Genomic DNA, 13,139 nt, shown 5'->3' with positions numbered 1-13,139 from the left:
TGCGCAGCACGCAGGGCGCGTACGCGGGTGTCATCAGAGGCGCACGCCGGAGACGTGCGATCGGGCGGCGCCGTGGCGCCGAAATCGGAGGCGACGAAGGTCAGCCTCTGCCGCCGGCGCAGTGGACGCCGACGACCTCCGATCTGCCGGAGGGCACTCTGCTCATGATGGACACGCCCGAGATTCTACCCGCCGATCATGTGACCGCTGTGTGTCGTTCCGTGTCGCCTCGGGTTCCGCATCCGCCGACGGCGATCTAACGTTGCCCACACACCATCCAGAAGGAGACCCATCGTGTCCACGCCGCTCAACCGCCTTTCGCCCCTCCAGGTGCGTGAGCGTGCAGCGTGCATGTGCGAGCACGGAGACGTCTGCTCCTCGCTCGCTCCGGGACACGCCCTCCATCTGATCCAGGCGCGGCTGGCGTCGGCGACTCCCGCCGATTGGATCGACGGGATCGTCGAGTCGGCGGATCCCGTGAGCGGTGACCTCGTGGTGCGCACGCTCGACGGTCAGGCCCGCGCGCTCTGGAACGCCTCCGGCGCGGCACTCGAAGCGTCCCCGGGCACCCCGGTCGCGCTCCATGCTCGCTACGGCGTGCTGGCGGTCGGACGCGTGCAGTTCAACGTCGCCGCAGCGTGACGACGTCGGGCTCCTGAGCCCGTCGAGGATGCGGTCAGGCAGCGATCATCATGTCCTTCATCGCCATGCATGCATCCATGCAGGCCTGGCAGGCCTGAGCGCACATCTTGCAGACTTCGCTGTGGTCGGCGTGCCTCATGCACTCGTCCATGCACATCTGGCACATCGCGATGCAGGCGTTGAGCATCGCCATCATCGAGGCGGGGGTCATGCCCTGCATTCGCATCATCGATCGCATCATCGTGTTGCACATGTCCGCGCAGTTCATGCACGCGGGCGAGCAGTCCATCATCTGCGTCGCGCAGACGGTACACGCCTGCTCGCACGCTGAACAGGCGTCCATGCACGCCTGCATCACCGACATGTCCATCATGTCCATGCCCGGCATCGCCATCATGTCCTTCGACATGGCGTTCATCATCATCGAGTCCATCGCACACCGCTTCCGTCGTCGGCTTCCGCCGAGTCCCGTGCGGGCAGGTGCACCCGCCTGACGCCAGGCTAGTCCTCGCGATGCCCGGCGTCGATGCTCAATTCCGTTGCCATGCTCGCGGCGTGATTCGGTTGCCATGCTCGCGCGCGGATGTCAATGCCTTGGTGAAGTTCGAGAGGTGGTGCGAGGGTGGCACCTCCACCGAATCTACGAATGAGAGGACGAGGACATGGGACTCGACGACAAGATCAAGAACGCGGCCGAAGAGCTGAGCGGAAAGATCAAGGAGGGTGTCGGGAAGGTCACCGACAACGAGAAGCTGGAAGCCGAAGGAAAGCTCGATCAGGCCAAGGCAGACGCGAAGCAGGCCGGCGAACACGTCAAGGATGCCGCCCGACACGCGGGAAACAGCGTCCGCGACGGCCTCAAGGACTGAGAAAAAGGGCCCGCCTTCCGGCGGGCCCTTTCTTCTCCGGCCGTCAGACGCTGCGCTTTCCGCTGACCGCGCGGATCAGCCAAGCGATGACGGCGATCGCCAGCAGGACCAGGCCGACCCACAGCAGAAACTGGAGCGACTGGACGAGCCCACCGGTGATCGCAAGGATCACGGCGACGACGACGACGATGATCAACAGGATGTTCATCAGATTTCCCTTTCTGCCAGGGGCGACGAGCGCCCGTGTTCGGTGACTCACCGTAGCGACGAACGCCCGCTACGACTCAGGGGGTTGACTCAGGGCCCCACAAGTGCCTGTGAAAGGAGTTGGGGACCATGCCGACAGCCCGCTTCGGGGTAGAGGAGGAATTCCTCCTCCTCGACGAGGAATCGCTCGTACCGCTCGCGCTCGGCGACGGATCCAGGGAGCGCATCACCGGAAGCAGCACGCTCGGTTCCGTGACGCCGGAGTATCTGACCTGCCAGCTGGAGTGCGCCACAGATCCGGTCTCGACGAGGGCGGATGCCGAAGCCCAGCTGCGTCATCTCCGCGGCCTGCTCGGTGCGCATGCAGCGGGGCAGTCGGTGATCGCAGCGGCATCCGGAACTCCGTTCGCTTCGACCCACACGCTTGCTGTCTCCCCCTCCCCGCACTACGACGATGTGTCCGCGCACCTCGCGCACATCACCCGCGAGCACGCGGTGAACGGCCTCCACGTGCACGTCGAGGTCACCGACGACGAAGAGCGGATCCGCGCACTCAATCGGGTGCGCGGTTGGTTGCCCGTGCTCCTCGCCCTCACCGGGAACAGCCCGTTCGTGGACGGCGTGCATTCCGGCTTCGCCAGCTGGCGCAGCATCCTGATCCGGCGTCTGCCCTCCTCGTGGTGTCCTCCGCGATTCCGGGACCTCGCCGACTACCGAGCGCACATCGCGCAACTGGTCGATCTGCAGGCGGTGCCGGATCCGGCATCCCTCGCCTGGGCCGTGCGCCTGTCCGACCGTTTTCCGACGGTCGAGGTACGCGTGTTCGACGCCCAGCTCCTGCCCGAGGACACCGTTTTCGCGGCGGCGCTCAGCCGTGCGATCGTCCTGACCGACGACCGGGTGTCGATCGGTGAGATCGACGGCATCGACGCCTCGCTCTGGATGGCCGCGCGCAGCGGGATGGACGCGCGCGTCGTCGATCCCACAACGGGAGCGGTCGCCGACGCCTGGCAGGTGGCGGGACGGATGCTGGACGCGACCCGCCCCGTGCTCGCGGAGCTCGGCGACGAGGAGTTCGTGGCGGAGCACCTCGAACGGATCCGCCGCCACGGGACCGGCGCGCAGCGGCAGTTGCAGGCGTTCGCGCGTGCCGGCATCGACGGTCTGCGCGACCTGTACCGGGAGGGCACCCCCGCACTCTCCCCGTGACCGTCGAGCCGGTTCCGCGCTCACGGCCCCCGGCGTCCTCGGCCGGGAGTAGGGTCGGGCCGTGACATCCTTCGCCCCGCTCCAGCGGCTCGTGATCACGATCGCCGTTCTCGCCTCTTTCGTGACGTTCCTCGACAGCACCGTCGTCACGGTCGCGCTCCCGGCGATCAGCCGCGAACTCGGCGGCGGCATCACCACCCAGCAGTGGGTCGTCGACGCGTACCTGATCACCCTCAGCGCTCTGATCCTGCTCGCCGGCTCCGTATCCGACGCCTATGGCCGCGTCATGGTGATGCGCGTGGGGCTCATCGCCTTCGGCGTGGCGTCCGTCGCCGTCGCTGCCGCACCCGACCCGCTCATCCTCATCATCGCCCGCGCTCTGCAGGGTGCAGCCGGAGCCCTGCTGGTGCCGAGTTCGCTGGCGCTGATCACGGCGACGATGCGCGCCGACGTGCAGGCGCGTGCCATCGGGGTGTGGACCGCGTTCACAACCGCTGCGATGCTCGTCGGTCCGCTCCTCGGCGGCCTGTTCGTCGATTACCTCTCCTGGCGGCTCGTCTTCCTGATCAATGTCATCCCGATCGGCATCACGCTGCTGCTCCTGGCGCGACTGCATCTGCCGCACCAACCACGCGGCGCCCGCGTCGACTGGTGGAGTGGCGCCCTGTGCGCCATCGGACTCGGCGCCGTCGTCTTCGCGCTCATCGAACAGCCGAACCTCGGCTGGCAGTCGCCGGCGATCTGGATCCCCGGCATCATCGGTGCGGCTCTGTTCGCGCTGTTCCTGGTGCGGCAGCAGCGTTCGCCGGCCCCGCTCATGCCCCTGTCGCTGTTCCGGGTGCGCAACTTCGGATGGGGAAACCTCGCGACACTTTTCGTCTACGCGGCGCTCGCGCTCAACGGCTTCGTCGTCGGGGTGTATCTGCAGCAGGGCGCAGGACTCAGCGCAACAGCGGCGGGTCTCGCCAGCCTGCCATTGACGATCCTGATGATCCTGCTCAGTTCACGAGCCGGCGCATGGGCCGGCCGCTTCGGTCCACGGATCTTCATGACCGTCGGCCCCCTGCTGATGGCGGTCGGCGCTCTGCTGCTGCTCGCCGTCGGTTCGGATTTCGACTACTGGTGGCAGGTGCTCCCGGCGATGATCGTGATGGGTCTCGGTCTTTCCCTCACCGTCGCTCCCCTCACGTCGGCGATCCTCGGCGCCATCGACGAGGGGCGCTCCGGCATCGCGTCGGCGGTGAACAACGCCGTGGCCAGGGTGGCCGGCCTCCTCGTCGTCGCCGTGCTGTCGACCATCGTGGGCGGCACGCTCGACCTCGATGGCTTCCACAGCGCAGCGTGGGTGACGGCGGCACTGATGGCGCTCGGCGGCGTCGTGTCCTGGATCGGCATCCGGCGGAACCCGGTGGAGGCTGAGCCTGACGGCGCCGCCCCCGCAGCACAGGAGGGGTGAGCGCCCCTCACTCAGCCGCCAGTCATCCCAGGCTGAGGAGCCGTTCGACGAACCAGAAGAGTCCGACGGCGGCCACGGCGATCTCGATCCACAGCGGCACCCGCGGGAGCCTACGCCGGACCCAGAGCAGGAGCGGGAAGGCGACCGCAATGATGAGCAGCTGCGCCAGCTCGATGCCCACGTTGAACACGAGGAGCGCGCCGAGCAGGCCCCACGAGAACGGTTCGTCGATGCCGAGCGCGCCCGCGAAGCCGACCCCGTGGATCAGTCCGAACGCGAAGACGACCGCGACCCGCACGAGGTCCGACCGGCTGAATCCGCGGCGAGCATCCTGCCGACCGTGCGGTGCTGCAGTGGCGACGCGTTCGCGCACAGCCAGACCACCCGCGGTCCTGGGCGCGCCGGCAACGGATGCGGCGGTCTGCCGCCCGTCGGAATCCGCGCGCGAGGAGTCGACCGGCACTCCTGCGTCGATCCGACCGCGCCGGTGCACCCAGACGCTCCAGAGCGCCACGACGGCGATCGAGAGCGCGATGATCGGCTCCACGATGGCCGCCGGGATGCTCACGACGCCGAGCGCGGCCAGCACGAACGTCAGCGAGTGGGCGACCGTGAACGCCGTTGCGACCACGACGATGTCGCGCAGGCGACGCGATCCGGCGATGAGCGCGAGCAGGAACAGGAGGTGATCCGGGCCGAGCAGCAGATGCTCGGCACCCAGGATCAGGAAATCCCCCATCTGGGATCCCCAGTCCTGCGTCGTGGTCATCGTCGGGTCCGTGTCGGTGTCGAGGTTCGTGACGCCGGAGCCTGAGCGCAGGTCGTAGCTGACGATCGTCGTCGTCTTGCCCCCTGGTGCGGTCCCCGGGAACAGCTCCGTGCCGATCCGATACACCGCCGGGGCCGCGCCGACCTCCGAGCGGCAGTCGGAATCCACGACGATCCGCGCGTACGGAACACCGTCACGCAGTGTGATCGCGTACGGCTCGGCGAGCGCATTCTGGCAAGGCTCCGCCGCGGTTCCGGCATCCGCCGCCGCTGCCTCCACCGTGACGGAGTAGCGCGGCAGGATGTAGCCGAGCACCGTGTCGGAGTGCTCTTCCAGCACCGCGGTCGTGAGCTTCGACGCGTCACGCCCTGATGCCTGCACGTCGGCGTAGGCCTCCGCCTCGAACGCACTGTCGCCCATCTCTCTGGCACCGTCGGTCGCAAGCAGCACGTACTCGACCTCGAGAACCGTGCGCACGAGGCCCGGCTCGGGTTCGGTCACCTCGGCGAACACCGTCGCGGCATAGCTGTGCGCGGCAGCGGGTGCGGCAGGGAGGAGGAAGCAGGCGGCGGCGAGGGCGCACAGGAGCACGCGCAGGGTGCGCGTGCTCCTGACGCGTCGTGATTCAGTACGCACCGAGGTCCACCCATGCCGAGTGCTTGGGCTTCGCGGCACCGGGCTCCTGGCCGCGGGTCCACCACGATGCGCGATAGAGGTGCCCCTTGTGCGCCACGGTCTCTCCGCCCGTGTAGATCCAGGACGCGGTCCAGGCGCGCACGACGCCGCGCGACGTACTCACCTCGACGCCGCGTTCGGCCCAGGCACCGTTGCGGTCAGCGGCACCCGGCACGTTGCCCTTCGTCCACCACTGCGCCACGAACACGCGACCCGAGTGCAGCACCGTGTCGCCGGCCCCGTAGACCTGCCCTGACTTCCAGACCGGGAGCGCCCTGACCTGCACGGGCGCCGATTCGGCCACGCCGGGAGCGAGATCCGCACCGCTCGCTGTGACGGTCACCGCGACCTCGGCGCCGTTGAGCGCCGGCCCGACCTTCAGCTGGGAACCGGTCTCCCCGGAGAGCTCCTCGCCGTCCGCACTCCACTGGTACGTGAAGGTCAGCCCGTCCGCATCCCACTCGCCAGGGTTCACGAAGAGGATGCCGCCGACCTCGGCTGTTCCGGTGATGCTCGGCGCCACGGTGGCGACCGGCGCCGGCAGCTCCACGGTGACGACGTAGTCGGCGGTGGTGGTGTTGCCGGCGGCATCGGCAGCCGTGTACGTCAGCGTGTACTCGCCCGCAGTCGGCGGCACGATGACGCCCGGTTCGAGCGGCACGTCCGTTCCGATCGGTCCGGACACCGTGATCGCGACGGTCGCCGAACCCGAGTCGTCTCCGGCGACGCCGGCCGGCACGGTGTACTCGGCGCCAGGGGTCGCGGTCGAAGCGGGTTCGGGGACGACCTCCAGCAGCGGCGCCGTCACGTCGTTGCTCTTCAATGCGGCCGCAGCGAGCCGCGTGATGTCGCTCACCGATGGCACATCGCCGTAGATGTTCGCCGTCGCGATGACACCCTCGAACGGGTACTCGACGGCACCAGACGAGGAGATGTCGCCGCCGATCACGAAGGAGCGTGCGGCTCCCGACGGGTTCTGCACCTTGCCGCCTCCGGCTGCGACGGCCGAACCGGCCTCGCGCCCGTCGACGTAGACGCGCAGATCGCCGCTCTGGGCGTCGTACGTCGCCACGATGTGCGTCCACTTCCCCGCCGTGACCGCGTTCTCGGCCCGTGCGACGACGTACTTGCCGCCGACGCGTACCCACAGTTCGGGCGTCACCTTGCCGGGCTGGGTGCCTGGCAGCATCTCCAGCCCCTGCCCCGAGCTCTGGGTGTTCGAGATCATGTCGCGCTCGGCGGTGATCGCCGGCACTTGGAAGACCGACTCGATGGCGAAGCCGTCCTCCGTCTTCGCATAGTCGGAGTCGGACCAGGGGATGCGCGCGCCCTCGGCGGAGCTGGCCGTGAACGTCGCCGCCTCGCTGCCGAGTGCGGCATCCACCGCCACCGCCGCTGTGCCCGCGGTGACGGCATGCGCACCAGGCGACCGATCGACGGGCTTGCCGCCGACGTAGTCGAGATCGAGCAGGTCCGCGACCGGAAGCGGCTCGAGCAGCTCGGCCAATTCCGCCGACCCGTTCACGGCGGTCACCGTGAACGTCTTCTGCGTCTGGCGCGCGGCCGCGTCGGTGATCACATAGGTGACCGTGTGCGCGCCCGGCGCGGTCGGGGTGAAGGTGAAACGGCCGCCGCTCGTGCGGGTGACGTCGATGACGCCGCCCGACGGATCGGTCACCTCGACGGCGACCTTGACGACGCCCGAGTTGTCCACCGCCTGCGGAGCCGGGGCGATGTAGGCGTGGCCCACCACCGCATTCGCACCGGGTGCGGGGACGACCTGCACCTGGGGCGGGGTCTCGTCGAGCAGCTTCAGCTCGCGGTTGGCCACCCGGTACACGTTCTTGTCCGAGAGCGCGGTGCTGTAGATCTCCGCACTCGCGATGCGGCCGTTGAAGGTGGCGTCATCGAGCGAACCGCTCGTGTTCGCGTCTCCGCCGATCGTCATGTAGCGGGCTTCGGCGCTGGTCGGCTTGACCGGGAACGTGACGCTGTCCGCCGAAGCCACCTCCAGACCGTCGACGTACAGACGCGCGTCCGTGCCGTCGTACCATCCGGTGACGTGGTACCAGGTGCCGTACTCCAGTTGCACGGTCGGGCGGGGGTTCGAGTACCAGAACTCCAGGTCGAAGTTCTCCGCCGAAGATGTGCGCACCGCTTCAAGACCGATACCGCCGCCCTGCATGCCGCCGAAGATGTCGACATAGCCGCCGACGGGCTTGTCGATCGAGTCGACCTTGAAGGTGACGTCGAGTGTGAAACCGTCCTGGAGTCGCGCATAGTCCGCATCGCTCCACGCCGCTGTACGGATGGCGGATGCCGTGCCCTGCGCGCCGACGGCGACCTGAGCTCCCAGGTCGGCATCGTCGGCGACCTTCGCCGCGCTGCCTGCCGTCAACGTCCACGCCTTGGGCGAGGCATCCGCTGCCTTGCCGTCGGCGAAGGAGACGTCGAGCAGGTCGGCCTTCGGCATCTGCTCGCGCAGATCGTCGAAAGTGAGGGATGCCGGGTCGAAGGGCGGGTCCATCGGTCCTGTCGAACCGCTGGTCGTGAACCGCGCTGTGAGGGGCGCGCCCTCCTTGCCCCAGGCGTTGATCGGGGTGACTCTGACCTCGTAGTCGCGCGACGGGCGCAGGTTCCACACCTCGTGATTGCGGTTCGCGGGCATCGGCAGGTTGTAGAAGCCCGACCACTGCAGGAAGGTGTTGACGGTCTGACCCGAGGCCACGTCGACGGTGGTGTAGCGGTACTTGTGCACGATGTCCTGCACGGTGTTGGGTGCCGGTACCGCCTGCGGGAAGGCGACCATGGCCTTGTCCTCCGCGATCCCGTCGACGGCCACCGCGGAGCCTGCTGGCCACACGGGCGCCTGGCTCAGGCTCGCACGGTGGGTGTTATTGAGCGGGAAGCGCTCGTCGTAGCTCTTGCTGGTGTCGGCGGACGCAGCGACATCCCACGACCAGGTCTGATCGATCCACTCGTCGGCGAGCAGATCGTAGTTCTTGATCGTGACCTTCGAACCGGTGATCTCGACGATGGCCGTCTGACGGTTGTTGCCGGCGTCATCCGGCGTCGTGTCATTGGAGCGGCTGGTCGGGCTGGTGTTCACGACACCGGACTCGAACTCGTAGTAGGCCAGCGGCGGGGCATTCACCGTCGTGAAGCCCTTGCCCGCCTTGTCGCCGCTGCGATCCTCCTGCCCCTGCCAGACCGAGGTCGGGATGTTCTGCGGCGTGTGGATGTGGCCGCCCCAGACGACTGCCTGGGGGAAGTCGTCGAACACCGACTGCAGCGTGTCGCCGCATCCGCTCGACAGCCCCGTGCCGTACCACTCGTTCGAGACGTAGTGCGTGCACTGCAGCGGGTGGTGCACCAGCACGATGACGGGCTTCGTGGGATCTTCGGCCGTGGCGGCCGCGAGTCGCTGCTGCAGCCAGGACGCGGCGTAGGCGTAGTTTCCGGAGCTCGCCGACGAGGGCTTGCCCGTCGTCGGGTCGAGGGTCCCGGCGCCCGGCGACACGGTGATGAAGTGGTAGCCGTTGATCGTGTAGTCCGCGTTCGGCTTCTGCCCTCCGGTGGCCTGCGTGAACAGGTCGTACGAGGAGATGGCGGCGACATCGTGGTTTCCCAGCGAGGCGACGAGCTTGATGCCGAGGCCGGCCTTGGAATCGAGGGTGGACTTCAATCCGGCGTACTCGCTCGCGGTGGCGTTGTTCGTCAGGTCACCCACGAACAGCGCGGTGTCGACGTTCTCGGCCTTCCAGAAGTCGTACGCCTCGGCGAGCTCGCTCCAGTTGTTGTGGATGTCGCCGATCGCTGCGAAGCGGATGTCGGGTTCGCCCGTAGCGGGAGCCTCCTCAATCGCTGCGGATGCCGGTGCGGATGCCTCGGGCGCCGGCTGTTCGACTGCTCTCCCGGTGACCGCGACGACCTGCGTCTCCTGAGTGATCTCGCCGGCGGCATCCGTCGCCGAGAAGGCGACCTCGTAGTCGCCCGCGAGAGCCGGCGTGAACCGGTAGAGGCCGTCGTCGCCCGGGCTCACCGCGGCGACCACGCCGTCGGGGCTGGTCACCGTGACGACGAGTTCACCCCCGAGTCCGGTGGGCGCGGAGAACGCGATCACGTCGCCGAGCGAGGCGCTCGCCGGCACTGGCGTCGCGTCTCCGGTCCGGGCGCTGAGTGGCGCTTCGGCGTTCGGTGTCGGTGCCGGCGTGCTCGTCGGCACCGTGGAGGGCGACGCGGCAGCCGGAGCGAGCGGCATCGACGAGGCGTAGGCGGGAGTGACGACACTGACGGCGAGCGCCGTCGTCGTGGCGACGATCAGTGCCGCGCGACGCCAGGAACGGCGGGCGGCGGCGGGAGAGGTGGGGGCAGAGGGCTGCGACACGATACGTCCTTCGGGTGACCTGGGTCGGAACCCTGCCAGAACACCGGCCGAACGTGTCCATCGGGTGAACGCGACGAGACGTCTGGGCGACAGAGCTGAGGGATCGAGCGAATCCGACAGCCCACTGCGCACAGTGGGCTTTTCCGGATGCTCGGGGCGCGATCAGCGCGTGTCCGGCCGCTCCGCCGCGCCCGCAGCCTGTCCCTTGAACGAGATCGTGTGCGGCAGATATCGGTCTTCACCGCATTCAACCGGTCGTCCGTCTGCGGCGTAGGTCTCGCGGCGCACCTGCAGCATCGGGCTCGAGCGACGCACATGGAGCAGCCGCGCGTCTTCACTCGAGGCGGCGACGGCTTCGATGCGGTGATCGCCGTGGGTGATGACGATGCCGGCATCGGCGAGCAGCCGCGTGGTGGAGACGGCGTCGTCGGGCATGCGCTCGATGTGTCCGATCACCCAGGGAGCCCAGGTCGAACGTTCGATCATGACCTCGCGCCCCTCCAGAGTGCGCACCCTGACGACATACAGCACCTGTGCGGCCGTGCCGATCCCCAGCAATCGAGCCTCGCGTGGCGTGGCCCGCCGCAGCTCTCGCGAAAAGACGCGGCCGCCGGGTGTCCTGCCCCACCCCCGCGCCCACTGCGCGAACGAGATCATGCGGTCGAAGCCGTGCGGCTGCGCTGAGGTCACGAACCAGCCCGAGCCGCGGCGCGATTCGATCAAGCCCTGTCGAGCGAGCGCGGCGAGCGCACCGCGAACGGCGCCGCGCGATGCCCCCTGCCGCGTGGCGAGCTCGACTTCGGTGGGCAGGCGCGCTCCCGCCGAGAACTCGCCGGAGAGGACCATCGCTCGCAGCTCGCCGACCGCATCGATCTCACCGGCATCCGCGCGCACCACGCCGGCCAGTCTACGGGCGGCGTTCCGCGTCCCCGTTGACGACTTCCGGCGAACTCCCGTGCGGACGCCGGGAGGAGTGGCAGGATAAGCCGGACGGGTGGCCGCGGCATCCGCCCCACTCGCGCGGCATGGGCTCGAAGGAGATCGCGGAATTGTACGGAGCAGGAAGCTGATTCGCGTCGGTCGACCCCTGCGCGCGGTGGCTGCGGTCGCTGCGACGGGGGCGCTCGCGCTCGCATGGGCCCTCACCGGGTGCTCGACACCGCCGGCCACGGTGACGCTGCCGCCGCCCGGCGCCCTCCCCGACTACCAGCTCGGCGGCGCCTACGAACCCGAGGCCGGGGTCGGCGTTGTGGGTCGGGATCGCAGCGCCTCGCCGGCATCCGGCACCTACTCGATCTGTTACGTCAACGGGTTCCAGACGCAGCCGGGCGAGATCGAGTCGTGGCCGTCCGACCTGCTGCTCCAGCGCGACGGCGAGACGGTGTTCGATCCGGACTGGCCGGACGAGGCCCTGCTCGACACGTCGACCGCAGAGCGTCGGCAACGGATCAGTGACGTGGTGGTCGACTGGGTCGAGGGCTGCGCCGATTCCGGTTTCGATGCCGTGGAGTTCGACAACCTCGACTCGTACACGCGTTCTCACGGCGCACTGACGCTGGAGAACAATCTGGCTCTCGCCACGATGCTCGTCGATGCCGCCCATGCCGCCGGCCTGGCCGCCGGGCAGAAGAACGCGGCCGAAGATGCCCCGGCACTCCACGAGCACGCCGGATTCGACTTCGCGGTGACCGAGGAGTGCGCGGTCTATGAGGAGTGCGGCGGCTACGAAGCCGTCTACGGCGAGCACGTCATCGACATCGAGTACGCCGACGACCTGCCCCGATCGTTCGCGGAGATGTGCGCCGATGACCGGTCGCCGGCCTCGATGGTGCTGCGTGATCGCAACCTCGTCACTCCGGGCGACGAGGGCTACGTGTTCGAGCTCTGTCCTCGTTGAACGGTCGTGCAGTTGAACGAGCGGTCAGCGGCAGCGCGATATATGCCTCTGGCGGCACGGGCCCCCGAGTGGAACACTGAGGCATGACACACCGGGCCCGCGTCACCACGGGCCTATCCCGGACTGGGAGGACCGCAGCATGAGCGTCGTCGACAACCCCGTTTCATCGTCCGGTATCGCTCGAGGCGGCATCCTCGCCCGATACCCGCTCATCTCGTTCTTCACGATCGCGTACCTCTTCTCATGGCTCATCGAGATACCCGTCGCCCTCTCGACGCACGGAATCATCCCGGTGATTCCGAAACCGGCAGTGGCGATCGCCATCATCGCCGCGACCTTCGGGCCCATGGTCGCGGCGTTCGTCATGACCGGCGTGACGGAGGGCAGGAGCGGCGTCGTCCACCTGCTGCGCCGATGCGTCCGGTGGCGTGTGGGGCTCCTGTGGTATCTGTTCCTGCTGGTCGGTGTGCCGATCATCATCATCCTGGGCACGATCGTGGTGCCGGGCGCCCTGGAGTCGTTTCAGCCCATCCTCGGCACTCTGCTCGCCGCCTATCCGCTGGCTTTCCTGATGACATTCCTCTTCGGCGGTCCGCTGGGAGAGGAGCCGGGTTGGCGAGGCTTCGCCTTGCCGAGATTGCAGGAGCGCAACGGCCCGCTGTGGGGCAGCCTGATCCTCGGAGTGCTGTGGGCGCTGTGGCACTTCCCGCTCTTCTGGAGCGGCGTGTGGACCCCTCCGACGATCCCGAACATGGTCATGTTCGTCGTCATGATCACGGCGCTGACGATCATGATGACCTGGGTCTTCAACCATGCGAGGGGCAGCGTGCTTCTCATGATGCTGATGCACGCATCGTTCAACACGTTCGCGAACAAGGTCGGATACCCGCTCTTTCCCGCACCGATCTTCGACGACTACGGGCTTCTGCCCGTGCTGATCGGGTTCACCGCCACCGCCCTCGTGCTGATCATCGTCACTCGCGGCCGCCTGGGCTACGACGCCTACCTCGCTCGGGACGGTGGGTAGG

At 68.3% G+C, this 13,139-nt stretch carries 11 protein-coding genes; 6 read left to right on the top strand and 5 right to left on the bottom strand.

What is annotated here, in order from left to right; translation table 11 throughout:
• The first annotated feature begins 294 nt into the window (after positions 1–294).
• Entirely contained in the window at positions 295–642 is a 348-nt protein-coding gene (locus MRBLWO13_RS08855) for a hypothetical protein (protein ID WP_341978062.1), read from the top strand.
• 34 nt (positions 643–676) lie between these two features.
• Here MRBLWO13_RS08855 and MRBLWO13_RS08850 read toward each other — a convergent pair whose 3' ends face one another.
• Positions 677–1,066 (bottom strand): hypothetical protein, encoded by a 390-nt coding sequence (locus MRBLWO13_RS08850; RefSeq protein WP_341978060.1) that lies wholly within the window; start codon positions 1,064–1,066, stop codon positions 677–679.
• A gap of 238 nt (positions 1,067–1,304) precedes the next feature.
• Here MRBLWO13_RS08850 and MRBLWO13_RS08845 point away from each other — a divergent pair, with 238 nt between their 5' ends.
• Positions 1,305–1,511, top strand: coding sequence for a CsbD family protein (locus MRBLWO13_RS08845; RefSeq protein ID WP_341978058.1), 207 nt, complete (start codon positions 1,305–1,307; stop codon positions 1,509–1,511).
• A 43-nt stretch (positions 1,512–1,554) separates the two neighbouring features.
• On the opposite strand, the gene MRBLWO13_RS08840 is transcribed toward MRBLWO13_RS08845, so the two are convergent.
• The gene (locus tag MRBLWO13_RS08840) at positions 1,555–1,719 is read right to left on the bottom strand and encodes a hypothetical protein (RefSeq protein WP_341978056.1); all 165 of its coding nucleotides are present in this window, start codon (positions 1,717–1,719) and stop codon (positions 1,555–1,557) included.
• Positions 1,720–1,847: 128 nt separating this feature from the next.
• Between MRBLWO13_RS08840 and MRBLWO13_RS08835 the strand changes: the two genes are divergently transcribed.
• Together MRBLWO13_RS08835 and MRBLWO13_RS08830 are read left to right on the top strand one after the other, a co-directional pair.
• On the top strand, positions 1,848–2,927 hold the full coding sequence (locus MRBLWO13_RS08835) for a YbdK family carboxylate-amine ligase (RefSeq protein ID WP_341978054.1): 1,080 nt from the start codon (positions 1,848–1,850) through the stop codon (positions 2,925–2,927).
• Positions 2,928–2,988: 61 nt separating this feature from the next.
• A complete protein-coding gene (locus MRBLWO13_RS08830) occupies positions 2,989–4,383 on the top strand; it encodes an MFS transporter (protein ID WP_341978052.1) in 1,395 nt (464 codons plus the stop codon).
• Between the two features lie 22 nt (positions 4,384–4,405).
• On the opposite strand, the gene MRBLWO13_RS08825 is transcribed toward MRBLWO13_RS08830, so the two are convergent.
• From MRBLWO13_RS08825 to MRBLWO13_RS08815, 3 genes are all read right to left on the bottom strand, one after another.
• Positions 4,406–5,788 carry a HupE/UreJ family protein gene (locus MRBLWO13_RS08825; protein WP_341978050.1) on the bottom strand — a complete coding sequence of 461 codons (1,383 nt, stop codon included), beginning with the start codon at positions 5,786–5,788 and terminating at the stop codon, positions 4,406–4,408.
• Positions 5,778–10,214 (bottom strand): LamG-like jellyroll fold domain-containing protein, encoded by a 4,437-nt coding sequence (locus tag MRBLWO13_RS08820; protein WP_341978048.1) that lies wholly within the window; start codon positions 10,212–10,214, stop codon positions 5,778–5,780. Before MRBLWO13_RS08820 ends, MRBLWO13_RS08825 begins: the two co-directional genes overlap by 11 nt.
• A gap of 162 nt (positions 10,215–10,376) precedes the next feature.
• Entirely contained in the window at positions 10,377–11,111 is a 735-nt protein-coding gene (locus MRBLWO13_RS08815; RefSeq protein ID WP_341978046.1) for a GntR family transcriptional regulator, read from the bottom strand.
• A 199-nt stretch (positions 11,112–11,310) separates the two neighbouring features.
• Here MRBLWO13_RS08815 and MRBLWO13_RS08810 point away from each other — a divergent pair, with 199 nt between their 5' ends.
• Together MRBLWO13_RS08810 and MRBLWO13_RS08805 are read left to right on the top strand one after the other, a co-directional pair.
• Entirely contained in the window at positions 11,311–12,111 is an 801-nt protein-coding gene (locus MRBLWO13_RS08810) for an endo alpha-1,4 polygalactosaminidase (protein WP_341978044.1), read from the top strand.
• A gap of 139 nt (positions 12,112–12,250) precedes the next feature.
• On the top strand, positions 12,251–13,138 hold the full coding sequence (locus MRBLWO13_RS08805; RefSeq protein WP_341978042.1) for a CPBP family intramembrane glutamic endopeptidase: 888 nt from the start codon (positions 12,251–12,253) through the stop codon (positions 13,136–13,138).
• Position 13,139: the final 1 nt, after the last annotated feature.

The organism is Microbacterium sp. LWO13-1.2 (genome assembly GCF_038397725.1).
Lineage (GTDB): Bacteria > Actinomycetota > Actinomycetes > Actinomycetales > Microbacteriaceae > Microbacterium.
The sequence above is the reverse complement of the archived record's forward strand: the minus strand, read 5'-3'. Positions and strand labels throughout refer to the sequence as shown.

Bases quoted from the DNA above. Each gene is read 5' to 3' on its own strand.
- MRBLWO13_RS08850 (WP_341978060.1), bottom strand. From the start codon at position 1,066: ATGATGATGAACGCCATGTCGAAGGACATGATGGCGATGCCGGGCATG.
- MRBLWO13_RS08845 (WP_341978058.1), top strand. From the start codon at position 1,305: ATGGGACTCGACGACAAGATCAAGAACGCGGCCGAAGAGCTGAGCGGA.
- MRBLWO13_RS08840 (WP_341978056.1), bottom strand. From the start codon at position 1,719: ATGAACATCCTGTTGATCATCGTCGTCGTCGTCGCCGTGATCCTTGCG.
- MRBLWO13_RS08835 (WP_341978054.1), top strand. From the start codon at position 1,848: ATGCCGACAGCCCGCTTCGGGGTAGAGGAGGAATTCCTCCTCCTCGAC.
- MRBLWO13_RS08805 (WP_341978042.1), top strand. From the start codon at position 12,251: ATGAGCGTCGTCGACAACCCCGTTTCATCGTCCGGTATCGCTCGAGGC.